A 24,161-nucleotide genomic window follows, 5' to 3' on the forward strand; every position below is an offset into this window, starting at 1 on the left:
GACATTTACCCGCCAAAACTGGGTTATGGTAAACCAGCGACCCACTAATTCAGCCAAATAAAAGAAGAGACTCGAATCTGAGTCTCTTCCTTTTTATTAAAGGTAATTCTGTACTACGTAATAGCTGACTGCAACGATCAGGTTTGGCAAAGCGAACAATAGTAAGAGGGTGGAATAGCGTATTCTGTCTTGGCGATTCTCTTTGGTCTCACTGAAGTAATTTGCCCGGAACCGGTCACCGTCAATAAAAGCCCCAGTGAAAAGACCCGCAGCTAATAGCGAAACCAGGCCAATGCTGCCAGACACATTGAGCAGCAAGCTCCAGTCATTCAAAATAAATGCACTTAATAAAACAGCAGCACCGACAATCAACCCCGCAATAAAAAACCTTTTCATAAAATCAGCCTCCTGTGTCTTGGATATACTGATCACATCTTTAAATTTCCATTACTACAATAATACCATTTATATCCAGCCTGTAAATGTAGTATATTCACTAAAAATTTCATTGTAAACAGCAGGCTGGCATTTTATAATAAGAACAAATGTTCGTTATATTGGGGGTGGTAAAATTGGATGAGCAAATTCGGTATCATTTTATGTATAAGGAAAGAATGGCCGTTACCAATGAGATTATCATTCAGTTTATGGATTTTCAGGGTAAGCGTTTAGTAAGGGCGACAGCTCAGGATCTGAACAGCAGCAACAACCAAAAGTTAAAAGAAGATGCCAGAAAGCAGTGGGACCGGATAAAAAGGGCGGAGACCATGGAGCAGAAATAGCTGGCTGGCTATAAAAGAAGAGGAGGCAAGACATAGTGGATACCACAATGAATGGTACACGGCGTGCAGCTGCGGGATGTGGAGGAAGAGGATCTGAAGCTGCAATAGATTCTTGGTGAACTGAGTCTTTTTTCACAGATAAAAGGATTATTTTGTAAAATATTGTAGAAAAGTTCAGAATTTTTGATATAATTAAGATGTGTAACTGATTGGTTCACAGAAGGAGGAATGTTATTGAGGTAAAATGCAGTGCTATATCACCCAAGGGGCTGGGGATCTTTCAATTGAGAGGGGTAAGTGGTTAATGACAAATAAGGTGATGGTTCCAAATAAACAATATGAAATCAATGTAGACACCATGGCATTACTGCCTTTCTGCGATGAGTATGGCAAGTTACATACGAAGGTTCTTGAAAGAAACAGAACGTTGTGTGTTTGCGGAAAACCCAAGTCTGTTATCACTTTTAGCTGCGGTTACTATGGGTCAAGCTATAAGGGCCGGAAGGATGGGGCTTCTCATATAATGGGAATCCGGTCTCGGGCTCCAATTGTTATCAGTGAGCAGCTGGGCATCTTTTTCATTCCTCTTGAATCTCCGAACAATGACACATGCATCTGGATTGCTCAGGCCCATGTAAAACAGGTCAAGGCAACCTCCTCCGACACATCAGACATCATTTTTTCGAACGATACCTTCATTTCAGTCAACCAGGCTAAAAGTACGCTTGAAGCTAAAATCCATCGTGCGTCACATTATCGTTTTATTTTGGAACTGCGGATCAATGAGAAAAAAACGATTTATGCACATCGTTTTTTCCGGCCTTAAATTTAACCAAATGAAGACCCTGGTTGCTCTGCGCGCCAGGGTTTTATTGTATCTAAAGAGATTGAATGGGACTTATTGATTAAAGGTGCCAGGCACCATGTGCCCTTTTTTATTTTATCCAGTACAGGGCTTGTGAACTTTGAATACGATGAATATAACAATCGAAGAAAGAAAGGTTGTGTATTCATGTTTGAAATAAGGCCATCGCGGTTTGGCAGAGGCATCTTTGCTACCCGCAGCATAAAAAAAGGAGAGCTGATCCATAGAGCTCCCGTTATAGCGAGTCCTAAAGAAGAATGCAAATATATGATTAAAACGGTCTTGGCGGACTATGTTTTTAACTGGGGTGATGGGTATGCCATCGCACTGGGTTACGGATCGCTGTTTAATCATTCCTATTCCCCAAATGCCAAGTATAAACTTAAAAAAAGTGAGTTAATGATTGATTTTTATGCGTATAAAGACATTAATGCGGATGAAGAAATTCTGGTGAATTATAATGGGGATCCTGAGGATGACAGAGAACTATGGTTTAAACCGATATGAAGGCGGTATCCGCCTAACTAGGACATAAAAAAAGGAGTTTCAATCATACCCGATTGGACTCCTTTTTGTATCTGAAGGTCATTCACTCAAAAAAGCTGTTCTTTAATTCCTCTGTCATTTCCCTGACGAGCTCAGGCCGGCCATGAAATTGAGCAGGTGTATTTTGAAAGAGTTCGATTCTCCACATTCCATTCGTTTTAACGGCAACGAGGGTCTGATGAGCGTTAAGGTCGGGGTTCAAATCATCTTTCCCGTCCGGCACCATTCCGACGATCGACCGTAAAAGGGCACTTTCATTGCTTAATAGCTTAATGCCTTTAACTTTAAAGACATAGGCGGGAGTCGGATGATTTGCAAAGATCGGCTCAAGGTGAGAAAAAATTTCTTTATTTCCGATGACGTGGCTGCCGTCAAATCCGATTAATTCTCCCCCTGTCAGAAACAGTTCCGCCATGCCGGCACTGTTTCGTTCGTTCCAGGCTTCAATCAACTGGCGGTATAGCTGCATTACATCTTCAAGAGCAGTAGAACCCATAGAATATCCCTCCAAGTACAGTATACTTATAGCTTGGCCTTATACAAGTCTATCGTCAAGTCCTGCTTTCTATCAAATTGGACAGCCTTTTTTTATTTCTAGGGATAGCTGCACCAATCGGGATTGATAGAATCGCATATACTAGTTTCATAAGGGTTTCCCTTTGTATCCTCTTTATAAGGAGGTGAGGGAATGATTACTCTAGTCACAATTGTGCTTGCATTACTCCTTTTGGTTGCATTGCTCGTAGCGGTACTTCTTGGTACACCAGAGCAGCAAACAATTATCCGGGATGCGATCATTGCGATTCTTAGTGCTTAATCAGCATAGAAACTAGATCCCCTTATGAGAAAAATCTCCGGAAGCTCATGTTTCCGGAGATTTTTTATTGCAATTCTGCACGTTCTGAATGTTATCGCCGTATTCCCCTAAGATTTTCTTCCAATTTCCATAAATCAATCGGAAACTTTCGAAAAAATACGAAAAGAAAAAGCAGGACTGGCTTTCCTAATGTCAAAGATAAAGCGTGTAGGAGAATTCCTACTTTTAAAATTCAATTCAGATGCAGGAGGGATCACCATGAAACGCATCCTAACATTTGAACCCAATAAGCCGGATCCTACAGACGTTGCTCACATCATTAAAGATGCTGCAGAATATGCCAATAAAGAGTGTTACAGGACCGATCTGCTGTCAGTCAATCATATTAATGTCCTATTGCATGTCATTGAATTGCTGCAAGAAGAAAAACAGGAGCAAATTCAGTCCGCTCAAGAAAATTTGAGAGAATGGAGTGTGCGGTGGGAACAAGGTGATGTTCATTTTGTTCCTGAACTCATGAATATGGTAAACAGCATGGTGCAAAATCCATCGCCTCTCTTAAAACAGGTGGGTACTATCGCTTCAAACGAATATTAAAAGTTTTTTTAACAAAATTCCTCTGCGGTGCATACGATGTTTATGGGTATTTGCCTACGATGCATACAGGGGGAGTGGATAATATGACAGAAAAAAATGACATTCAAGAACAAGAGAGTGAAGAGGTTAGCGGCAGAGAGGCTTTGGATGTTAACGGCATAATGAATTTAGCAGGAAGTATTCTTAACAAAGACGATGATTCCATTGATCTTAGCAGCATGATGATGATGGCTGCAAACTTGTTAAAAGACGATAGCCTTCTTGGAAACTTAGGTTTTGCTCAAGCCTCCGATGCTATCGTCGAAGATGAACAGCAAAATAGTGAGCTGGAGTGGCTGTCACGGCAGCTGCATGATCTCACCCATCAAAATATTGAGCTGAAGGAAGAATTGGTTGCCATTAAGGAACAGATCTCTGAGACGAAAGAAGCGATAGCACAGCTTGTAGAGGCTTCAAAAAAACGCTGGTGGCAGCTCAAATGAAGACAAAAACGGAAGGCCTCTTAGAGGTGTTCCGTTTTTAGTTTGTTTGCTTTTTAATTTCTTCATATTTTTGAACCCATCAAGGAAATGCTTTGTTAAAGGGTACGGGTTTGAAATCTTCCCATGTACAACGATATGGGTGGTTGTTCCCATGGCACACAATTCGCAATTTCCGTTTCCTTTTACAAATTTAAAGCCATATACGGTTCTTGACCGTTTATTTTCTTCAACCCAGGTGTCCAAGCTATTTTAACAATAAAATGCTCAGCACTTTTAAGAGTTGAGCTTTTTATTATGTTTAAGGCCGTCCAATAGAACATGCAGGCCAAACAGAAACTGTGGTTCACCATGAACAACTGCTGAAGCGCTTTATACAATGGCTTCTTATCCTTACAGCGGTAACGGCAATTCACCCCGATGTGCTTAAAGTCTCGCATCACTTTATGCATCTAACCGACATATCCATGATCATTCCAGGCCTTTTAGGCGTCACGATCACAGGGATCTTTTTGTCGATTAAGACCCATTGGTTAGTAAAACATTACTGGCTTATCACGAAAGAAATCATCACTCTCATCACACTGGGCATCGGAAATGTTTTAAACATTTGGGTCCAATGCACAATCAAGTTAACATCAATACAAGGGCTGGATGCCTTAAAGGATCCCACCTATCTTCATGATCGAAATATGATGATTTTTAGTGCAGTTATTCAGACCTCCTTATTGCTTTTTGTCATTGTCATTTCTGTGATTAAGCCATGGGGCAAGCGAAAGAAAAAGCAGTTCAGCCAATTGTTAAAATGAAAGTGAAACCTTTTGCGGATGTCAAAAGCCCTGTTTTAATGGATGGATACTAAATATTCAGAAAATAAGTTTACGTTAAAACTATAGAATGATAAAATATTGGTGAAACGTTTCGATAAAATAAAATAAATCAGTGAGAGGAGAAAAAATGAAGAAGCTAATGCATGTGGTGATCGCTTCAGTATGTATTCTTTTTACCGTCTGTTCAGCTACTGCGGCTCAGGCCTCTGAACATAACCAGGCTGCATTTCAAAATGATTTGAAAGCGATTGCAAAGGATACCTATTCTTATTTTAGTGATTATACCGATCCACAAACGGGGTTAACGAGTGATACGGTCAGGCTCCCAAACGGAAAAGTTGAAGAAGCCAAACATACATCACCCACCAATATTTCAATGTATCTCCTGAGTACCATATCTGCGCAGGAAATGGGCTTTATTTCGCGAAAGGAAGCCGTTCAGCGCATCCAAACAACACTCCATACACTGAACAGCTTAAAGAAGTGGAACGGCTTATTTTACAATTGGTACAATACGGACGGCTCTCTTAAAACGGACTGGGGACAATTTATTTCGCAGGTAGACAATAGCTGGCTGACGGCGGGATTAATGACCGCAGGACAGGCTTATAAGGAGCTCTATCCGCAAACAAGCAAACTTGTAAAGGCGATGGATTACAAGACACTTTATGATCCGGAAGTCGGACAGTTCCGTGGCGGCTATGATGTTGTGACGGGTAAATTGACTGAACATCATTATGGGATGTTTTATACCGAGCCAAGACTGGGGAGTTATATCGCCATCGGCAAAGGAGATGTACCAAGGGATCATTGGTGGAAAATGTACAGAACCCTTCCGCCTGAATGGGATTGGCAGTCACAGATTCCAGAAGGACCAACTGCAGAGTATGACGGTGTCTCAGTTTTCGAGGGGCATTATGAGTACAAGGGTGTAAAGTATGTACCGAGCTGGGGAGGAAGCATGTTTGAGGGGCTGATGCCGGGCCTTGTGTTAAATGAGAAAAAATATGGCAAGAACGCACTTGGTTTAAATAACGAGCGGCATGTTCAGCTGCAAAGGGCGTTTGCGAAGGAGAAAGGCTATAGGGCTTGGGGATTCTCTCCTGCTGCCACTCCTGAAGGCTACAGTGAGTTCGCAGCAACACCCCTTGGAACATCGGGTTATAAAGATGATGGTACGGTAACGGCTCATGCATCGTTTCTTGCACTGGACTATGCACCAACAGCCGTCCGTAAAAACCTTGATGAGCTTAGTAAATTGCACGTTTATGGGAAATATGGGTTTTATGACTCCGTAAATGTAAAGAGCGGGGAAGTGGCCAAAGCCTACCTGGCGCTGGATCAGGGAATGATTATGGTATCGATCGCCAACCATGTGAAGCATGATGTGATCCGTAATTACTTCCATCAAGATCCTATCGCTGAAAAACCGCTAGATTTGCTGAAAAGGGAAGAGTTTTCGATTAAATAATGAAAGAACGGCTGCCCGAGTGGGTATGCCGCTCTTTTTTTGTGTGATTTGAATGCTTGATTGCTGTTTACCCGCGAAAACGTGAGGGATATCCGCGGAAATGAGAGATTTACCCGCCAAAATAAAAAAATACCCGCCAAAACAGCACATTTACCTGCCAAAAGCTGATTATAGTAAACTACGAACTCTCATACTGTCAGGTGCACACACAAAAAAACGCAGACTGCTAAAAGTCTGCGTGCTTGGCTTTATTTCATCCCAGAAATGGTGTAGCCCTCAATAATATGCTTTTGAAACAGCATGAAGATGATCACGATCGGTACGACCATAAAGGTTGAACCGGCCATCTGCAAGGCGAAGTTGCCGCCATACTGTCCTTTTAAAAGAGAAAGCCCGACAGACAGGGTATACAGTTTTTCATCGTTGGCGATGATCAAAGGCCATAGGAAGCTGTTCCAGCCGGCGATAAATGTCAGGATCCCCTGAACAGCCAGGATGGGTTTAGAGATCGGCAAGATAATCTGAATGAACACCCGGAATTCACTGGCTCCATCGAGGCGTGCGGCTTCAAGCAGCTCATCTGGAATGGTAGACATGAACTGACGGAACAAAAAGATGCTGAACGCCCCGACTAATCCTGGTAAAACAATTCCGGCCATCGTATTCGTCAGGTGAAGCTGGTTCAAGATCAGGTATACGGGGATCATCGTTACTTGCCCGGGAATCATCATCGTAGCGAGTACGAGGTAGAACAATTTTTCCCGCCCTTTGAATTGGTACTTGGCAAAAGCATATCCCGCCATCGCGTTTAAGAACAAACCCGCGAATGAACAAAGCACTACGATGATTGTGTTCCGCAAATAAACCGTGAAGTTCATGTTTTCAAACAGGTTGGTAAAGTTCTCAAGCGTAAATTCATGTGGCAAAAAGGTTGGCGGGATCTGCATGACTTCCATTTCCGGTTTGAACGCAGATAAGATCATCCAAATAAATGGAATAGAGACGAGAAATCCACCGAGAGCCAAAATGATTCCGGTTACCCATTGCTGGCCACTGGCCGTTCTTCGGGCTTTAACTGAAGCATTAGCTTGCGTCTTTGCTTTTATCGCAGTCATCTCTAAATTCTCCATCTTAATAGTCCACCTCTTTTTTCTGCAATCGGAATTGAAGCAGCGTGATGATAATGATCGCAATAAACAAAATGAAAGATCCGGCAGCGGCATATCCGAAATTACTGAGCTGGAAGCCATTTCTGTAAATAAACAGCGCAACAGAGGTGGTACTGTCGAGAGGGCCGCCCTTTGTCATGACTAGCGGTTCTTCAAAAAATTGAAGCCAGCCGATCATGGTAGTGATTGAAACGAAAAAGATCGCGTAACGCAGGAGCGGAAGGGTGATTTTCGTCAATTGCTTCCAGTTGGTTGCTCCGTCAAGCTGTGCGGCTTCATAGTAAGTTTTCGGTATCCCTTGGAGAGCTGCCAAAAAGATAATCATGTTCACCCCGATTCCCCGCCAGACAGCGAGTGCGATCAGTGATACTTTCGACATGTTCGGATCGGTGAGCCATGGAACAGGAGGCAGGTGAAGCCAATTCAGTACATAATTGAATAGTCCGAGCTGTGGATTGTACAGGTAGCTCCATACAACGGCGACTGCTACCACGTTTGTGATCGAAGGCATATAAAAGATCACACGGAAGGCCCGGAAAATGCGTGATTTGCCGAAGTTGATCAACAAAGCGATGGCCAAAGAACAAACAATGACCAAAGGCACACCGATTACTACATAAAAAAGCGTATTAAACAAGGACTTCATAAAAATAGGATCTTTAAAAACCTGAATGTAATTTTCCAATCCGACAAAATGAATCATCGACCAGTCGCCCAAACCTTCGAGACTGATGTCCGTAAAACTGATGACAAGAGCAACGACGATTGGAAACAGAGAAAACAGGCCTAAAAGGAGAAGGGCAGGTGCGATAAATAAGTAAGGCGTTTTGGTGTTTATGGCTTTCATGTTTCGCTCCTTTCTGCGCATCGATCTAATCTGGGAATGTAAAGGGATAACTAGCAGAAAGGCTGCTAGTTATCAGGGTTTGTCTTTATTTATTTAAAAGATCCTCCGCTTTTTTGTTGAACGCGTTCATTTCTTTTTTCGGTGTGGTTTGGCCGCGGTAAATCTTTTCAAAGCTGCTTAAGTATTCTTGAGCGACCGGCTCCCATTGTTTGATGACAGGCATTGGTTTGGAATCTTTCATCTGTTCGCCGAACGTTGTGTAGAACTTGTTGTCTTTCAGTGACTGATCTTCCCATGCTTTTTTAGTAGAAGGAAGAGAATTTGTCATATTCATCCATTTCAGCTGAGTTTCAGGCTTGTTCATAAATGCCAGGAATTTCAGTGAAGCATCTTTGTGTTTTGTATATTGGAAGACAGAAAGATTGGAACCGCCAAGTGCTGATAGATTGTTTTCCTTTTTAGGAAGGACAGCGGTTGCCCATTTTCCTTTTAAGTCTGGTGCCTGGTCGTTAATGAGTTTAACCATCCACGGACCGCTTATAAACATTGGCAGAATACCGTCACCGCGGAATCCTTGTACGATATCAATACCAGCGTCTTTTGGCGCAGATCCGTTTTTAAAGAAGCTGTTTAAATAATCGACCGCTTCCACAAACTTTGGATCATTGAAATGAGGTTTGCCTTGGCTATCGAGCAATTCCGCTCCGTTTTGTCGGGCAAACATAAAGCCTAAGCTTTGTTCTTTGACATCAAGGCTGATGCCGTACTTATTCTTCCCGCGCTCAGACAGTTTCTTGGCAGCTGCACTTAGTTCTTCCCACGTTGTTGGAGCTTCACTGAAACCGGCTTTCTTTAAAAGATCGGTACGGTAGAAGAGGACGCGTGTGTCGATATACCATGGAACACCGACCGTTTGGTTTTTATATTTGGTTGTTTCTATAGAACCGGCATAATAGTTGGACGGGTCGAGCTCTGGGTATTTTTTTACATAAGGTTTTAAATCCAGCAAAGCTTTGGCGGATCCGAATTCTGGAATCCATGTCGTTCCCATCTGCAAAACATCCGGCCCTTTTTTAGCAGCAACAGCTGTTAGCAGCTTATCGTGGGCAGTCTCCCAAGGGATCGCCTGAACCTTAACATCAATTTTTGGATTTTCTTTTTCAAAGGCTTCGGCTATCTTGGGTAATGATTTGGCTTCTTCTCCCATTCCCCAGACATTAATCACTGTCTTTCCGCTTCCTGATGAACTGGCTGAACAGCCTGTGAGCGCACCTGACATGAGGAATGCTCCTGCCAAAGAACCGACGATTAGCTTTTTGTTGAGTTTAGGTAACCAGTTTTTCATATTTGCTCCCCCTATACGTTGATCAATTTTTGGGTCTTATCCATTTTACTTCTTCACTGCAGGTTAATTCTAGTAAAGTATTCCTTTTCAGTGAAACGTTTCTATTACTAGCAAAAAAATATAGAAGAAGATTTTCAATGCTTTTTATTGAAACGTTTCGACAGGGCTATTATAATTCATAATGAAATCGTTTACAACCGAATTTTTCAAATGTATTTTAAAAAAATAAATATTCTAACTATTTATGTTTATGAATCCCTTTGCCTGCAAGGGATTCAGCAAGAGACATTAGTGAAACGTTTCAATTCTTTCATTGACGATGATGTTTGGAACCCTTTATAATCCTCTTTGAATAGTAATCGAAACGTTTCTACGTATTTCGGAATGATAAGTTACATCTATATTGCACGTATATTAAAGCCGATTGGAGGAAATGAAATGCCAGACCAAACATTACATTCTCTTGTAAAAGAAATGACTCTAAATGAAAAAATTGCTCAGCTTATCCAGCTGGCCGCTCCTTTTTTTGAAGGATCAAAAGAACAAGGAGAGATAACGGGGCCGATGGCAGAAATGGGCGTTACGAAGGAAACAGTCAGAAATAGCGGTTCGGTCCTTGGGGCATCCGGCGCGAAAGAGGTGCGTGAGATACAGGAAGCACATCTTAAAACCAACCGGCTGGGCATTCCGCTCTTGATCATGGCGGACATTGTTCATGGATTTAAGACGATTTTTCCGGTACCGCTTGCGATCGGGTGCTCATGGGATATCAAGCTTGCGGAAAAAAGTGCGGAGATTGCCGCCGCTGAAGCCTCCGTAGCAGGTGTTCATGTAACGTTTGCCCCGATGGTCGACCTCGTCCGTGATCCGCGATGGGGAAGAGTCATGGAATCCACAGGAGAAGATCCTTATTTAAACAGTGAATTTGCTCGCGCCTTTGTTCGTGGTTTTCAAGGAGATGACCTAACATCCGATACTTCCCGTGTTGCAGCTTGCGTCAAGCATTTCGCGGCGTACGGAGCCGGGGAAGGGGGACGTGATTATAATACAGTAGACATGTCTGAACGGCAGCTGAGGGAAATGTACTTGCCGGCCTATAAAGCAGCATTGGATGAAGGCTGTGAGATGGTCATGACCGCTTTTAACACGGTGGACGGCATACCAGCCTCAGGAAATAAGAGGCTGATGCGCGGTCTCTTGAGAAAGGAATGGGGATTTGACGGCGTCCTCATCTCAGATTGGGGTGCAGTAAAAGAACTGATTCCCCATAGCGTGGCAGTGGATGAAAAAGAAGCAGCCGCCAAAGCGCTTACGGCGGGTGTCGATATTGAAATGATGACATTGTGCTATGTGAATCACTTAAAGGAGTTAATTGAAAACCGTGAAGTATCAGAAGATCTGCTGGATGAAGCTGTACTCCGCATTCTTGCATTAAAGAAGAAGCTCGGGCTGTTTGAAAACCCTCATCGCGGAACGGATGAACAAAGAGAGCAGGAAGTGATTATGAGTGAGCCGCACAGAGCGGTGGCGAGAGAACTTGCAGCCAAGTCTTGCGTTCTATTAAAAAATGAAAATGTCCTTCCTCTTCAATCCGGCCAAAAGGTTGCCCTAATTGGCCCATTTGCACAAAACGGAGATATTCTTGGGCCGTGGTCATGGAAAGGTTCTAGAGAAGCAGCGATTCAACTGTATGATGGGCTGAAGGAAAGACTGGCTCATGATAGATTATCCGTTGCAAAAGGCTGCGGTATTGAAACTGGTACGGAGGAAGAGCTTCAGCAGGCTCTTGAAACAGCAGCTCATGCAGATATCGTTGTTCTTGCGCTTGGCGAAAACTCAGATATGAGCGGAGAAGCTGGGAGCCGAAGCGACATCAGACTGCCTGAAATTCAGCACGAACTGCTCTCAGCTTTAAAAAAAATCGGCAAACCAATTGTCACCGTTTTGTTTAACGGCCGTCCTCTCGATCTTAGGGATGTTACTGAGCAGTCAGACGCTATCCTCGAAGCTTGGTTTCCTGGAACAGAAGGAGGCCACGCGGTGGCAGAACTTCTTTTAGGAAAAGTAAATCCGTCCGGAAAGCTGTCAATGTCGTTTCCACATTCGGTGGGGCAGGTGCCGGTTTATTATAACTGCTTTAATACTGGGAGGCCTCAAGGTGCACCAGATGCACAAGAACGCTATGTTTCTCAGTATCTTGATGTGCCGAACGAAGCGCTTTATCCGTTTGGGTTTGGATTAAGCTACACGTCATTCAGCTACGGAGAGCCGGTATTATCAAGTAATGTTTTAAAACCGGGTGAAGCGATTCAGCTATCCATTACAGTCGCGAACACAGGAGATCGGGATGGAGAAGAGACGGTACAGCTTTATGTGAGAGACATGGCGGGTGAAGTTGTCCGTCCGCTGAAAGAGTTGAAGGCGTTCGAGAAAGTGGCGCTTGTGTCCGGAGAGAAAAAGGAAATCATCTTTACTTTAAAAGAAGAACAACTGAGATACCATCATTCAGATTTAACGTTAGCGAGCGATCCCGGAGCCTATACCGCTTATGTGGGCCCTTGCAGCTGCAATGTGAAGGAAGTAACGTTTTCTTTAGTTAAATAAATTGAAAGATTTGAGGGGGATCCATGATTACCAAAACAATGCCCACATTTGATATACAGGCAGGGAACTACAGGTTTACTTTTTTAAACAGCGGAGATCTTTTCGAAGCGGTTCATCAAGGAATCATGATTAACCAATGGCAGTCCAATCCAATTGATGGCGCGCTGAACAATCTGTATCTGCGCATTCACGGCGGGGATAGCATTCAATATTTTCCAATGCTCGGCAGCCATTCAAACAGCAAGGTCAGTCATTCAGCTTCACAAGTGGTTTGGGAAGGTAAGTCAGCAAATGTGCACTATAAGGTTGCATTTTCCCTTACCAGCCAGGGCGTTTGGTTCTGGGAGGTTGAAACGGAAGGCAAGGGCGTTGAAATTGATGTTATTTATGCACAGGATATCGGGCTTGCAGATAAAGGAGCAGTACGGACGAATGAAGCTTTCGTTTCTCAATATATTGATCATTCTGTTTACGAAGATGGGGAAAAGGGCTATGTTGTTTGCTCGCGTCAAAACCAGCCGAACTCCGGAGGGTTTCCTTATTTGCAGCAAGGTTCTTTAACAAGGGCCACAGCCTTTTCGACGGACGGATATCAGTTCTTCGGGCTCTCCTATAAAGAAACGAATGAGCCTGAGATCCTAAAAAAAGAAAAGCTTGAAAATGAAGTCTATCAATATGAATTTGGGTTCACAGCTCTTCAGTCATCTCGAGTATTACTATCCGGAAAAGAACGGTTTGTTTTTTACGGACTGTTTAAAGAAAATCATCCGGAAGCGGTAGCTGAACTGGCATTTCAACAAGAGTTACAGAGTGCTTGGGACACGGTCAAAGGTCAGAAGCCAGAAGAATGCAATGCTTTAGAGCCAGTACAGTTATCCTCCAGATTCGGAGATCCGCTTACGTCTATTTCGTTCACAGAAGAAGAACTTAACCAACTCTACCCTGATCGCCAATTGGAAGAGTACGACGGTGAATGCCTGCTCTCTTTTTTTACTGCAACGTTTGAGCACGTGGTTCTGAAGGAAAAAGAGCTGATCGTCGAACGGCCCCACGGACATATTATTGTATCCGGAAACAATGCAGGCATCACGGAAGAAGTCATTACGTCCACTTCCTACATGTATGGTGTGTTTAACTCACATATCGTTAAGGGCAATACCTCGTTCAATAAAATGATGACCAATATGAGAAATGCGCTGAATGTGATGAAAACTTCCGGACAGCGGATCTATGTGGAAATGGATGGGCAGTATCGCTTGCTCACCATGCCTTCCATCTACGAGATCGGATTTAATTATGCCCGCTGGTTCTATAAAACTGCCAAGGATACATTGAGAATCACCAGCTATACAACTGTTGATTCTCCTGTTATTCACTTGGAAGTCCAATCGTTAAGCGGAAAGCCATATCGTTTCCTTGTAACGAATCAGATTTCCATGAACAACAATGAATATGAAGTCCCGTACCGTATGGAGAAAAGCGGGAATGTTCTCTCGTTCTTTGCAGATGAATCATCAGACAGTGCAAAGACGTATCCGAACCTTCGATATGACATGAATGTAACGGGAACAGGCATGAGAGTAAGGGATGAGGAGCTGTTTGGCGAGAGCATTGAAACAGGATCAAGTTCGCTCGCTGTGCTTGAACTTGAAGCAGCAAGTGAATGGACGCTTTCTGTTCAGGGACAGCTCTACGGAGAAGAATCTCATTTCACCAAGAAAGATACTGAAAAAGAAATTGAACGATTTCAGGAATTCTACCATTCTGTTAACAAAGGCTTTCGTGTAAGCCAGCATGGCGGTGATAATGAAGAACTGCAGAAGGTGAACGCGATCTCATGGTGGTATACGCACAACATGCTCGTTCATTATTCTGTGCCCCATGGTTTGGAACAGTATGGAGGCGCCGCTTGGGGAACGAGAGACGTATGCCAGGGGCCTGCAGAATATTTTACAGCGACACAAAATTATGAAGCTATTCGTGAAATTATTAAGACAGTCTACTCCCACCAATACGAAAGCACCGGCAATTGGCCGCAGTGGTTCATGTTTGACCGTTATTACAAAATACAGCAGCAGGAGAGCCACGGGGATATTATCGTTTGGCCGTTAAAAGCGCTCAGTGATTATTTAGCGGCAACAAGTGATTACAGCTTGCTTGAGGAGATCATTCCGTACACTGAAGACAACGGTGAGTTTACGGTGAAAGAGGAATCCCTTTTTGACCACGTAAAGAAACAAATCGACTATATAAAGAAAAACTTTTTGCATGATACCTATCTTTCGTCATATGGAGACGGGGATTGGGATGATACGCTTCAGCCTGCAAATGCTCAATTGAAACAATATATGATCAGCAGCTGGACCGTGTCGTTAACCTATCAAGTGATGACTCAATTTTCCAGGCAGCTTGCAGCGATTGATCAAGCCCAGGCAGATGAGCTTAAGGACTTGGCTGCGGGGATTGAGTCTGATTTTAACAGATACATTCTTTCAGACGGTGTGATTCCAGGCTTTATCTACATGGAGGAACCAGGGAAAGAAGAACTGATGCTGCACCCGAAGGATACAAAGACGGGCATTCAGTATCGCCTGCTTCCGATGACGCGAAGCATGATCAGTGAACTCTTAAGTCCAGAACAGGCAGCAGAACATTATGAGCTGATCAAAAATCATATGCTCTGCCCGGATGGTGTAAGGCTCATGAACCAACCGGCCCATTATGCAGGAGGTGTCAGCACCCATTTTAAACGTGCTGAGCAGGCAGCGAACTTCGGAAGAGAAGTGGGGCTTCAATATGTCCACGCTCATATCCGTTTTGTAGAGGCGATGGCCAAGCTTGGAAAAACTGAAGAAGCTTGGGACGGACTGGCTGTGATCAATCCGATCGGTATCCAGAAGGTGGTACCAAACGCTGAGCGAAGACAAAGCAATGCGTACTTCAGCAGTTCGGACGGTAAATTCAATACACGTTATGAAGCACAAGAACGCTTTAAAGAACTTAGAGAGGGGACCGTTCAGGTAAAGGGCGGATGGCGCATTTATTCCAGCGGTCCGGGAATCTTTATGAATCAGCTCATCTCAAGCTGTCTTGGCGTCCGGCAAGAAGGAGATATCCTTGTCATTGACCCTGTTCTGCCTAAAAAATTGGACGGCTTAGTGTTTGATTTTCATGTGAATGGAGTGCCCGTCTCGTTCCACTATGATCTAAGCGGGGAACATGAGAGCGGAGTGTCCGTTAATGGAAATCCGGTTTCTGCTGATCGTTTCTCTAACCGTTACCGAAAAGGCGGTTTTAAGATCAGTAAGAGTGAGCTTGAGGCTGTATATCAACAGGATAAGTCAGTAACAAATGTGATTGAGGTCAGGTTGTAACTGCAGAAACCGTGTCCAGCTCGAGCGCTTGTCGGACTTGAACAGGACGCTTTTGCTTTTCTAATCTAACAGCAATCACCATCAAAATGCGAGAACGATGTATAATAGAGATAACGTTTTCATAGACAGATTGGAGTGTGTCCAGGTGGTCAGTATTAAGGATATTGCAAAACAAGCTGGTGTTTCCATTTCAACCGTATCGTATGCCTTGAATGGAAGCCGGAAAGTCACGCAGGAAACCACCGCTAAAATTTTAGCAATCGCCAAGGAATTGAACTATATTCCTAACGCAGCGGCTCGAACGCTAAAGAAGCGGGAAACAAAAATTGCCGGTGTTTTCTTAACCAATTACAGTGGTGCTTTTTATGGTGAACTGCAGCAAGGGATGCTCGATCAGCTGGCACACCATGGATATGAGCTGATCGTTTGCAGCGGCAAGGAATCCCACCGTTTTCTCCCTGAAGGAATGATCGACGGTGCCATTATATTGGACGCCAACTTTTCAAGTGAAGAACTGATCAGTTACGCAGACCGAGGCCATAAACTTGTTGTTCTGGATCGTGAACTGAAGCATGAAAATATCACTCAAGTATTACTCGACAATAAAACCGGAGCAAAGCTTGCGATTGAACATGCCGCAGATCAAGGTCATAAGAAGCTGATCATCGTGACAGGCCCTCAAGCGTCCTTTGATTCGGATCAGCGCCTGCAGCAGGCACTGGCCACGGCTGAAAAGAACGGCCTTGAATGCCATGTCATCCAAGGCGATTTTAACAAACCGACAGGAGAGAAAGCAGCGAGAAAAATCGTTGAATCGTACTCCGGCCCAGTCGCTGTCTTTTGTCTGAATGACGAGATGGCGATAGGCATGTACAATTTTTTGTCTAAAACAGAGTACCGCATAGGAAAGCACATTCACATTATCGGTTTTGACAATATTGAAGTCGCACAATATACGCATCCACGCCTAACAACTATTGATTACTCCAAGCGGGAGTGGGGAGCGGCAGGGGCGGAGCAGCTGATCAAACTCATCCGAAAGGAAACAGCACCTTCTAAAAAAATCGGTGTAACTCTTGTAGAGGGAGAGTCTCTCCAAAAGGTTTAATCAGTAAAAAGGGAAGGCAGCCCTGGTGGCTCCTTCCCTTTTGGCATTATTGAAACTTGTTAGGAAATTGCTTAATGATTCCGCCGGTTAGTGTATCGGCCATCTTGATGATATGGTCCTCGCCAAGATCAAACGCTGAAATGTCGCCGTTCCAATTTTGCTTTAGGCGATTAGCGACTTGATCGGTAACGAATTGGAGATGGATATATAACATCTCCTTTAACGTTTTTTCCGGCCAGTTCGGATTGGCAGAGCTTAAAAATCGTGCGATATTGTCTGCGTTCCTGTACCAGGCGGTGTTGTATTTTTTGAAGTCTGCCTGATTTCCTGTTTTAGCGGCCGCTGTTAATTTTCCTGCAAGAACGATGTGCTCGGTCAGCAGCTCGCCCAATTTATTGCCTGCTGCCTCTCCGTAGTAAGGTTTGATGGCATTTCCTATGTCTTTTTGATTCTTTAAAAGCCTCGCCAGGACTTGATCCTGGTCCTTTAATCCTGCGACTGCACTGACAATATAGCTTCTTGTCCAGATGGTGTGGTCGATCCAGAGCTTTCGCAGGTCGCCCTGAAGTTTAACGGCCGAAACGCTCAGGCACTGCTGCTGGACACGGGGTGCTGTTTTAGCTTGTGCGCTTAAAGGTGAGAAGATTAAGCAGGCAGCAAGCACCGGCATTGAAAATTTCAAAAGATGTTTTTTCATGCTGTTTTCCTCCTTTTCTTTTCGTGCTGTCTTATTTTTGGAAAAAATGCCTGTTTTTATGAATACTTATTGAGTTTCTATCTATAATGAAGTAGTATGAAAGTAATAAAAATCGGAAGGGTGAACAAAGGGCGATGAACAACTAATCTTATTTCTTAGAAAAACATTCGTATAAACAATTGCGATCATTTTTTTCTGGATAGGATTAGTACAGCCTTTTGATTCAGCCCAATTAGAATCATGCCCGAATTGCGCGCATGTTCTCTGTCTTTTTTGCGGCGTAACAAGAGCCTCCTGTCCAGAATGATGGATCAGGAGGTTATTTTTTATGAACGAAACAGCATCTCAACCAAAAGTAAGCATGGGTGCATTATTCCAGAACCGGTTTATCCGGACGATATTGCTTTCTGTTTTTTTTCTGCAGATTGGCATTTGGGTAAGGAACTATTCCATCCTGCTGTACGTTATTGAAAAAACAAACGAAAATCCAGTGGCCGTTTCCCTCATCTCGGTAGCGGAATTCGCGCCAATCTTTCTGTTTTCCTTTATTGGCGGGACGTTTGCAGACCGCTGGAGACCGAAGCGGACGATGGTATGGTGCGATCTTTTAAGTGCAATATCAGTATTTGTGGTTCTTTTAACCTTGATACTAGGAAGCTGGAAGGTCATTTTCTTTGCGACCCTCGTATCTTCCATCCTTTCTCAGTTTTCACAGCCGTCAGGAATGAAGCTCTTTAAGCTTCATGTCCCGGCAGAACTTGTCCAAATGGGGATGTCGATGTATCAAACGGTATTTGCTCTGTTTATGATTCTTGGACCGATTATCGGTACATTCGTGTATCAGCATTTCGGCATCATGGCAGCGATTGGTGTCATGGGCGTGGCGTTCTTATTATCAGCGGGTACCCTTCTTATGCTGCCTGCAGACCGTGTAGATGATGAGGAAAAAGCAACCACGACATTAATGCAGGAAATGAAGGATGGCTTTCGTTATGTGTTAGGCAGCAAGCCTTTAACCTTGCTTGGGGGCTGTTTTGCAGCTGCCGGGCTCGCGATCGGCCTGACTCAGCCGCTCGGTGTCTTTTTGATAACTGAACGGCTCGGACTTCCTAAAGAACAGCTGCAATGGCTGATGGCGGCCTTTGGAATTGGCATGATTCTTGGGGGAGGATTGACCATTTCCATGTCTAAAAAAATCATGCCGCAGGTGCTATTAGCGATGGGATTGGCGGCCAGCGCGATTGGTTTTATCGGAATGGGATTCTCAACTGTACTATGGTTCACACTTGCAGCTCAATTCTTTTCCGGTCTCTTTATGCCATGCATCCATATCGGGATCAATACAATGATTTTGCAAAATACAGAAGAGGCATTCATTGGGCGTGTTAACGGCATCTTAAATCCGCTCTTTATGGGAGCGATGGTGATTACCATGTCGGTCGCAGGCTGGATGAAATCGCACTTATCGATCGTTCTGATCTATGAAGTGGCGGCACTCCTCCTTTTTGTAGGAGTGGCCACCTTGCTGCCGCTTATGAAAAAGAGCGGGGTAAAGCAGGAGATTAGGGGAGAAGTATAGAATGAATGAACGCCTGGTTATAGAGCCGGGCGTTTTTTTCATACATTAATGTAAGCATTGGTTGAAGGAGAGAGAATATGAAGCAGAAGGGCGATTCTTTATATAAAGTATGGATCGGTTTGTTCGTGTTGACCATTTTCATTGGACTGCTGACCGTCTGGATTGATGTGGCCTGGATAAAAAAAGTGCTATGGTCCGTACTGCTGCTGTTCAGTATGGTCGCAGCCACAGCAATGTACCCGGGATCCGGAAATTCTTCCAAAAAACATAAGGACAATGTAACCAGCATTTACGAATTAAAAAAGAAAAAAAGCCGAAGAAAAGGAATGTAGCAGTAAAGGGGGGAGAAGGAAAACATGCTTGGAAAAATAGTAGAGTTTGCAAAGAAGGAAAAACGGATTCGAGCTGTTATTTTGAATGGTTCTCGTGTAAATCCGAACGTGCCGCCGGATATTTTTCAAGACTACGATGTTCTTTTTGTTACAAAAGATGTACCGTACTATATTAAAAACCGAAGCTGGATTTCATCATTCGGTGAAATCATGATCATGCAGACTCCTGATGCCATGGGGACGCGGGAGTTATGGGGAACGAACGAAAAGTTTACGTATCTGATGCAGTTTATGGATGGTGAACGCATCGATCTTACTTTTTATTCTGAAGAAAAGGTCCAAGACATGGTGCATGACAGCTTGAGTAAGGTGGTTCTGGACAAGGACGGGAATTTTCCTGATTTGCCTGAATCAAGTAATCGAGACTACATAACAAATCGTCCTTCAGAAAAAGATTTTTCGGATTGCTGCAACGAGTTCTGGTGGGTGAGTACCTATATTGCCAAAGGATTATGGAGGCGTGAACTTCCATATGCCAAAGCGATGTTTGACGGGCCAGTCCGCGATATGCTAGTACTTATGCTGAAATGGCATATTGGAATGAGGCACGACTTTTCTGTAGACTCCGGAAAGCACGGCAAGTATTTCATGTTCTTGCTTAAGCCTGAGCAGTATGATCAGTTCGTTAAAACCTATACGGACGGTGAGTATGAGAATATGTGGGAAGCCCTTTTCGAGATGGGCAGCCTTTTCCGGAAGGCAGCCTTTGAACTTGCAGACTGCTTGGGATTCAGTTATCCCTATGAGGAAGACCAAAAAGTAACCGCACATTTAAAATATATCCGTCACCTGCCTGCAGATACGAACAGGATGTATTGAAACTGAAACGATAAAAATTTAAACAAAGAGGGTGTACGTATTGTCTAATACTGCCAATGGTACAAGACAGCTACGAACAAACCGAAATGATTTACGTGCTGATTGTGAGAATTGCTTCGGATTGTGCTGTACGGCACTGCCTTTTGCTTCATCGGCAGATTTCCCAGTCGATAAAGACGGTGGGGTTCCTTGCTCCAATTTAACACTGGATTTTAAATGCTCGATTCATCAAAATTTAAGACAGGAAGGGTTCAGAGGCTGTTCCGTATATGACTGTTTTGGAGCGGGGCAAAAAGTTTCAAAAGTAACGTTCGAGGGCAAAGACTGGCGAACAGATTCAGTCAGAGCAGATCTGATGTTTACTGTCTTTCCTAAAATGCAGCAGCTTCAAGAAATGCTTTGGTATTTGGATGAAGCACTGACATTGGAGACCTCGCTTCCAATTCGTGATGATCTGAGATCAGTGTTCAGTAAGACAGAACGGCTTACGCTGCTTGATCCTAAGGATATTGTTGAACTAGATATACCGGCACACCGGGCAGTTGTTAATGCTCTTCTTTTAAAAGTCAGTGAATTGTATCGAAAGCATATTCACTCCCAACATCATAAGAAAAGCTTTGGCCGGGGAGTGGACTTTATGGGAGCTGCTTTACGAAAAGCAGATTTTAGAGGAGCCAGCTTAAGAGGGGCTTATTTTATTGCTTCCGATCTGAGAGAAGCCGATCTTAGGGGGGCAGACCTTATCGGAGCAGATTTCCGGGATGCTGATCTTAGAGGCGCTGATCTGACGGGAAGCATTTTTCTCACTCAAGCCCAAGTGAATGCAGCAAAAGGAGATGCCCGGACAAAGCTGCCGCGGCTTCTCACAAAGCCAGCACATTGGGTGCATGCAAGCCGAAAAATTTAAACATTCTGAAAAGGTGTGGTAGAACTGTAGTTAAGAGGTGATAGCATGCACTATAAAAAATTGGGCAGGACAGGATTGGATGTATCGTCGATTTGTTTAGGAACGATGGCATTTGGCAGGTGGATTGACGAGGAGGCATCGCATTCCATCATAGCCAGCGCACTGGAACAGGGCATCAACTTTATTGATACGGCCAATTATTATGGAAAAGGCCAGGATACGGAGATCCCCTATGGAACAGGAGAGTCTGAAGAAATTATCGGACGGGCACTGAAGGGAAAAAGAGAGAACGTCGTCTTAGCAACAAAAGTGGGCATCCGAATGGGCCATGGCAAGAATGAATCCGGTCTATCGCGAGGTCATATAATGAAGGAAGTAGATCGATCTCTGAGCCGCCTGCAAACCGATTACATCGATTTGTACCAGGTTCACTTTTTTGACAACAGCACACCATTGGAAGAGACGCTTCGAACACTTGATGATCTCGTACGAAGCGGTAAAGTGCGATATATCGGCTGTTCAAATTATGCCGCCTGGCAGATCATGAAATCACATGGAATTAGTGAAAAAATGAATCTGGAGAAATACGTTTCTGTGCAGCCGCAATTTAATATGCTGTCCAGAGGGATTGAACAGGAGCTGCTGCCGTTTTGTGAGTCTGAAGAGGTCGGCGTGATGGTATACAGCCCATTGGGCAGAGGGATGTTATCCGGTAAATATAAGAATGCTGATGATGTTCCTGAAGAAAGCCGGGCGGCAAAGGGAGAGCGGCTCATTCAAAATTATTTCACTCCCAAAAATTTTGAACTTGTCAGCCAGTATCGCCAACTGGCTGATAATAACAAGGTGAGCCTCTCTCAGTTCGCTCTTTCCTGGGTTTTAAATCAGCCTGCAGTCACTTCGGCCATCGTGGGGGCAAGCAAAGTGCATCATGTCACAGAGGCGGTAAAAATCAGCGATTGGCACTGGAGTGAAGAGTTGCTGCAGAAAGTGAATGAAATAGTAGTTTAAGAGGTTCACACCGTTCAAAAGCAGAAGGGATCAGCAGATGATGAAATTTGGGATCAGCGAGTGTACTCAATATTAAAGCCGGATTGGATAAAGGGAAGTAAATAAGTCTTGGGGACGGGCCGCTGGTCTGTCTTTTTTTAGTTTTATATGTGAAGTTTATCACATACTCCTGCAAGTAAATCCATTACAATCAAGGTGTACTAAGAGAGCAGGAACAAAGCGTGTGTTGAGCAGGCAAACTAATATTCGGGAGGAATGCGTTATGGCTAAACGCTTATGCTCAATATTGCAAAGCAGATGCTGATTATGTGATTAAAGTACCAGAATCTTTATCTTTTGAAGAAGTTGCACCCATTTTTTGTGCAGGTGTTACCACCTATAAAGCTTTAAAAATAAGTGAAGCTAAACCAGGTGATTGGGTAGCGATATTCGGAATCGGGGGTCTTGGCCATGTAGCCGTCCAATATGCTAAAGCCATGGGATTTCATATTGTGGCAGTGGATACGAGTGATGATAAATTAGAACTTGCAAAGGATTTAGGAGCTGAACTTACTGTAAACGCAGTTAAAGAAGATGCTGCAGCCATCACTTGCAAAGGATAGAGAAGGGATCTTGATCTCACCCGTCGACCTGAACCAGGAGTACTATGATTCTACTAAAGCATGGCGGGATAACGCCATGAATCACAAGTTTCACAGCGGAACACTTGTCAATGATCCCCGAAGTGCAAACAGAAAGGAACTTTGAAAGTTTTTTTAGTGCATTGAGCGCTTTCTAGCACTTGGGTGTAATATTCGTGCGGCATTGTTTTTCAGTTTATTTTTCCAAATGCAAAAAAGGGGCTGTCCAGAAAGTCGAAAATTGACCTTCAGGCAGCCACTTTTTGGCTTGAAAATCTTCAATGAAAAGTTGATTGAAGTGGAAGGTGCGAGACTCCTGCGGGACTAGCGTGACAGGTGAGACTCCCGCCGGTGCTTGCACCAAAAAGTAGGCGTTCACGCCGGTAAGGCTCACCGCACGCCCCGCGAAAGTAGGAGCTTCCGCCGGTAAAGGCGAGCAGCCTGGAACGGAAATCAACAGCTTACAGACTTCTTGGACAGCCCCTTCCTCACTTCACTTCGTTTTAATTTGGTACAAACTGCAGTTCATAGCGCACTTTATACTGGCCGTTCGCTTTCGGCTGCCCCAGTGGAACCGTATCAGCAAAGAGTGTATATTCACCAGGTTCAATGGTGAACTCCAAGCTGTTGGCACCAACGCTTGATACCATAATTCCTTCTGCTTCAACCTTGAAAGGAAGAGAAAACGTGTGCGTTGAATTCGCGTTTTCGTCATAATGGAGAGGTGAAGAGACAGCAATCTCACATTTGTAGTCCGACACTGCCTCGAAAGAAATGAGTCCGTCCCTCAGGATGTAGCCACGTTTGATATCGGCAGCTGTCCAGTCTAAAAAGGGTTTTTTGATCCCTTTGTTGTATACAATTAATTGGGAGTAGGAAACGGTTAGCTCACTTATCAAATCGGTGTGCCTCCTTTTGAAAAGTTAAACGCTCTTCATGTTTACCTTATTGAACGATGAACAAAACCTTAGTTCCATCAGGATAGTCTTCAAGCTGGTTGCCGGCACAAGAACCTGCACCACGATTATCGGATGGAGTTACATAGCGGATGTCTGCCCCGTATCCGCCTTCTTCGCACATCGCCATAGGCCACTCATCTCGATCGTAGCCCGGCTTGGTAGGAATGCCTTTAAGCGACTCTTCTCTGCGCTGATCGGCACCCCCGTTACTTATTGTACTCTTAAATAATAGTGCTATATCATTAAATTGGTTTTACTGAAATGTTAAGGGATTTTATCGGTTAATAGGACCATCGTAGAATTGATGCTTTTTTAATGAAAAACTAGGAAAGCTGCCCTAAGC

The 24,161-nt window shown here is 43.9% G+C and carries 25 protein-coding genes and 2 pseudogenes; 18 read left to right on the forward strand and 9 right to left on the reverse strand.

The annotated features are described in order from the left end of the window. Positions 1-96 precede the first annotated feature (96 nt). On the reverse strand, positions 97-396 hold the full coding sequence (locus tag AR335_RS20785) for a DUF5316 domain-containing protein (RefSeq protein WP_062239649.1): 300 nt from the start codon (positions 394-396) through the stop codon (positions 97-99). Between the two features lie 176 nt (positions 397-572). On the opposite strand from AR335_RS20785, the gene AR335_RS20790 reads away from it, so the two are divergent. The 3 genes from AR335_RS20790 to AR335_RS20800 all read left to right on the forward strand — a co-directional run bounded on the left by AR335_RS20790 (position 573) and on the right by AR335_RS20800 (position 2,154). Beyond that, complete coding sequence (locus AR335_RS20790) at positions 573-782, forward strand: hypothetical protein (protein ID WP_062239652.1); 210 nt, start codon at positions 573-575, stop codon at positions 780-782. 304 nt (positions 783-1,086) lie between these two features. After that, positions 1,087-1,608, forward strand: a complete 522-nt coding sequence (locus tag AR335_RS20795; RefSeq protein WP_053355050.1) for a competence protein ComK — start codon at positions 1,087-1,089, stop codon at positions 1,606-1,608. 186 nt (positions 1,609-1,794) lie between these two features. Then, positions 1,795-2,154 (forward strand): SET domain-containing protein, encoded by a 360-nt coding sequence (locus tag AR335_RS20800; RefSeq protein WP_053355049.1) that lies wholly within the window; start codon positions 1,795-1,797, stop codon positions 2,152-2,154. An 82-nt stretch (positions 2,155-2,236) separates the two neighbouring features. On the opposite strand, the gene AR335_RS20805 is transcribed toward AR335_RS20800, so the two are convergent. Continuing rightward, entirely contained in the window at positions 2,237-2,689 is a 453-nt protein-coding gene (locus AR335_RS20805; RefSeq protein ID WP_053355048.1) for an SgcJ/EcaC family oxidoreductase, read from the reverse strand. Between the two features lie 192 nt (positions 2,690-2,881). Here AR335_RS20805 and AR335_RS25310 point away from each other — a divergent pair, with 192 nt between their 5' ends. The 5 genes from AR335_RS25310 to AR335_RS20825 all read left to right on the forward strand — a co-directional run bounded on the left by AR335_RS25310 (position 2,882) and on the right by AR335_RS20825 (position 6,387). Then, positions 2,882-3,010, forward strand: a complete 129-nt coding sequence (locus AR335_RS25310) for a hypothetical protein (RefSeq protein ID WP_255357618.1) — start codon at positions 2,882-2,884, stop codon at positions 3,008-3,010. Between the two features lie 258 nt (positions 3,011-3,268). After that, entirely contained in the window at positions 3,269-3,607 is a 339-nt protein-coding gene (locus AR335_RS20810; RefSeq protein ID WP_062239654.1) for a hypothetical protein, read from the forward strand. An 83-nt stretch (positions 3,608-3,690) separates the two neighbouring features. Further along, entirely contained in the window at positions 3,691-4,089 is a 399-nt protein-coding gene (locus AR335_RS20815) for a hypothetical protein (RefSeq protein WP_062239657.1), read from the forward strand. A gap of 338 nt (positions 4,090-4,427) precedes the next feature. Further along, positions 4,428-4,895 (forward strand): hypothetical protein, encoded by a 468-nt coding sequence (locus AR335_RS20820; RefSeq protein WP_062239660.1) that lies wholly within the window; start codon positions 4,428-4,430, stop codon positions 4,893-4,895. Between the two features lie 148 nt (positions 4,896-5,043). Next, complete coding sequence (locus AR335_RS20825; RefSeq protein ID WP_062239663.1) at positions 5,044-6,387, forward strand: glucoamylase family protein; 1,344 nt, start codon at positions 5,044-5,046, stop codon at positions 6,385-6,387. 248 nt (positions 6,388-6,635) lie between these two features. On the opposite strand, the gene AR335_RS20830 is transcribed toward AR335_RS20825, so the two are convergent. From AR335_RS20830 to AR335_RS20840, 3 genes are all read right to left on the reverse strand, one after another. Next, positions 6,636-7,502, reverse strand: coding sequence for a carbohydrate ABC transporter permease (locus AR335_RS20830; RefSeq protein WP_053358320.1), 867 nt, complete (start codon positions 7,500-7,502; stop codon positions 6,636-6,638). 16 nt (positions 7,503-7,518) lie between these two features. Further along, positions 7,519-8,403 carry a carbohydrate ABC transporter permease gene (locus AR335_RS20835; protein ID WP_062239665.1) on the reverse strand — a complete coding sequence of 295 codons (885 nt, stop codon included), beginning with the start codon at positions 8,401-8,403 and terminating at the stop codon, positions 7,519-7,521. Positions 8,404-8,488: 85 nt separating this feature from the next. Continuing rightward, on the reverse strand, positions 8,489-9,748 hold the full coding sequence (locus AR335_RS20840) for a sugar ABC transporter substrate-binding protein (protein WP_062239667.1): 1,260 nt from the start codon (positions 9,746-9,748) through the stop codon (positions 8,489-8,491). Positions 9,749-10,186: 438 nt separating this feature from the next. On the opposite strand from AR335_RS20840, the gene bglX reads away from it, so the two are divergent. The 3 genes from bglX to AR335_RS20855 all read left to right on the forward strand — a co-directional run bounded on the left by bglX (position 10,187) and on the right by AR335_RS20855 (position 16,834). Beyond that, a complete protein-coding gene (gene bglX, locus AR335_RS20845) occupies positions 10,187-12,352 on the forward strand; it encodes a beta-glucosidase BglX (protein WP_062239670.1) in 2,166 nt (721 codons plus the stop codon). 23 nt (positions 12,353-12,375) lie between these two features. Beyond that, complete coding sequence (locus tag AR335_RS20850; protein ID WP_062239671.1) at positions 12,376-15,726, forward strand: GH36-type glycosyl hydrolase domain-containing protein; 3,351 nt, start codon at positions 12,376-12,378, stop codon at positions 15,724-15,726. 145 nt (positions 15,727-15,871) lie between these two features. After that, positions 15,872-16,834, forward strand: a complete 963-nt coding sequence (locus AR335_RS20855; protein WP_062239674.1) for a LacI family DNA-binding transcriptional regulator — start codon at positions 15,872-15,874, stop codon at positions 16,832-16,834. A gap of 46 nt (positions 16,835-16,880) precedes the next feature. Here AR335_RS20855 and AR335_RS20860 read toward each other — a convergent pair whose 3' ends face one another. After that, positions 16,881-17,531 (reverse strand): hypothetical protein, encoded by a 651-nt coding sequence (locus tag AR335_RS20860; protein ID WP_062239677.1) that lies wholly within the window; start codon positions 17,529-17,531, stop codon positions 16,881-16,883. 328 nt (positions 17,532-17,859) lie between these two features. On the opposite strand from AR335_RS20860, the gene AR335_RS20865 reads away from it, so the two are divergent. The 7 genes and pseudogenes from AR335_RS20865 (at position 17,860) to AR335_RS25315 (ending at position 22,986) form a co-directional block, all read left to right on the forward strand. Then, entirely contained in the window at positions 17,860-19,110 is a 1,251-nt protein-coding gene (locus AR335_RS20865) for an MFS transporter (RefSeq protein ID WP_082683637.1), read from the forward strand. A 77-nt stretch (positions 19,111-19,187) separates the two neighbouring features. Further along, on the forward strand, positions 19,188-19,442 hold the full coding sequence (locus tag AR335_RS20870) for a hypothetical protein (protein WP_053355037.1): 255 nt from the start codon (positions 19,188-19,190) through the stop codon (positions 19,440-19,442). A 24-nt stretch (positions 19,443-19,466) separates the two neighbouring features. Next, positions 19,467-20,321, forward strand: coding sequence for an aminoglycoside 6-adenylyltransferase (locus AR335_RS20875; protein ID WP_062239681.1), 855 nt, complete (start codon positions 19,467-19,469; stop codon positions 20,319-20,321). A 40-nt stretch (positions 20,322-20,361) separates the two neighbouring features. Then, positions 20,362-21,228, forward strand: a complete 867-nt coding sequence (locus tag AR335_RS20880; RefSeq protein ID WP_062239684.1) for a pentapeptide repeat-containing protein — start codon at positions 20,362-20,364, stop codon at positions 21,226-21,228. 45 nt (positions 21,229-21,273) lie between these two features. Continuing rightward, entirely contained in the window at positions 21,274-22,239 is a 966-nt protein-coding gene (locus tag AR335_RS20885; protein WP_062239688.1) for an aldo/keto reductase, read from the forward strand. Between the two features lie 275 nt (positions 22,240-22,514). After that, a pseudogene (locus tag AR335_RS20890) lies at positions 22,515-22,820 on the forward strand (zinc-binding dehydrogenase); the annotation flags it as partial. Between the two features lie 31 nt (positions 22,821-22,851). After that, positions 22,852-22,986, forward strand: coding sequence for a hypothetical protein (locus AR335_RS25315; protein ID WP_255357619.1), 135 nt, complete (start codon positions 22,852-22,854; stop codon positions 22,984-22,986). A gap of 69 nt (positions 22,987-23,055) precedes the next feature. Here the strand turns inward: AR335_RS25315 and AR335_RS20895 are convergent, their stop codons facing one another. The 3 genes and pseudogenes from AR335_RS20895 to AR335_RS20905 all read right to left on the reverse strand — a co-directional run. Beyond that, a complete protein-coding gene (locus AR335_RS20895; protein ID WP_062239694.1) occupies positions 23,056-23,316 on the reverse strand; it encodes a hypothetical protein in 261 nt (86 codons plus the stop codon). A 46-nt stretch (positions 23,317-23,362) separates the two neighbouring features. Further along, on the reverse strand, positions 23,363-23,758 hold the full coding sequence (gene comJ, locus AR335_RS20900) for a competence protein ComJ (RefSeq protein ID WP_062239697.1): 396 nt from the start codon (positions 23,756-23,758) through the stop codon (positions 23,363-23,365). A 46-nt stretch (positions 23,759-23,804) separates the two neighbouring features. Then, a pseudogene (locus tag AR335_RS20905) lies at positions 23,805-24,035 on the reverse strand (NucA/NucB deoxyribonuclease domain-containing protein); the annotation flags it as partial. Between the last annotated feature and the right edge of the window lie 126 nt (positions 24,036-24,161).

This window comes from Fictibacillus sp. FJAT-27399 (assembly GCF_001510655.1).
Classification (GTDB): Bacteria; Bacillota; Bacilli; order Bacillales; family Fictibacillaceae; genus Fictibacillus_C; species Fictibacillus_C marinisediminis.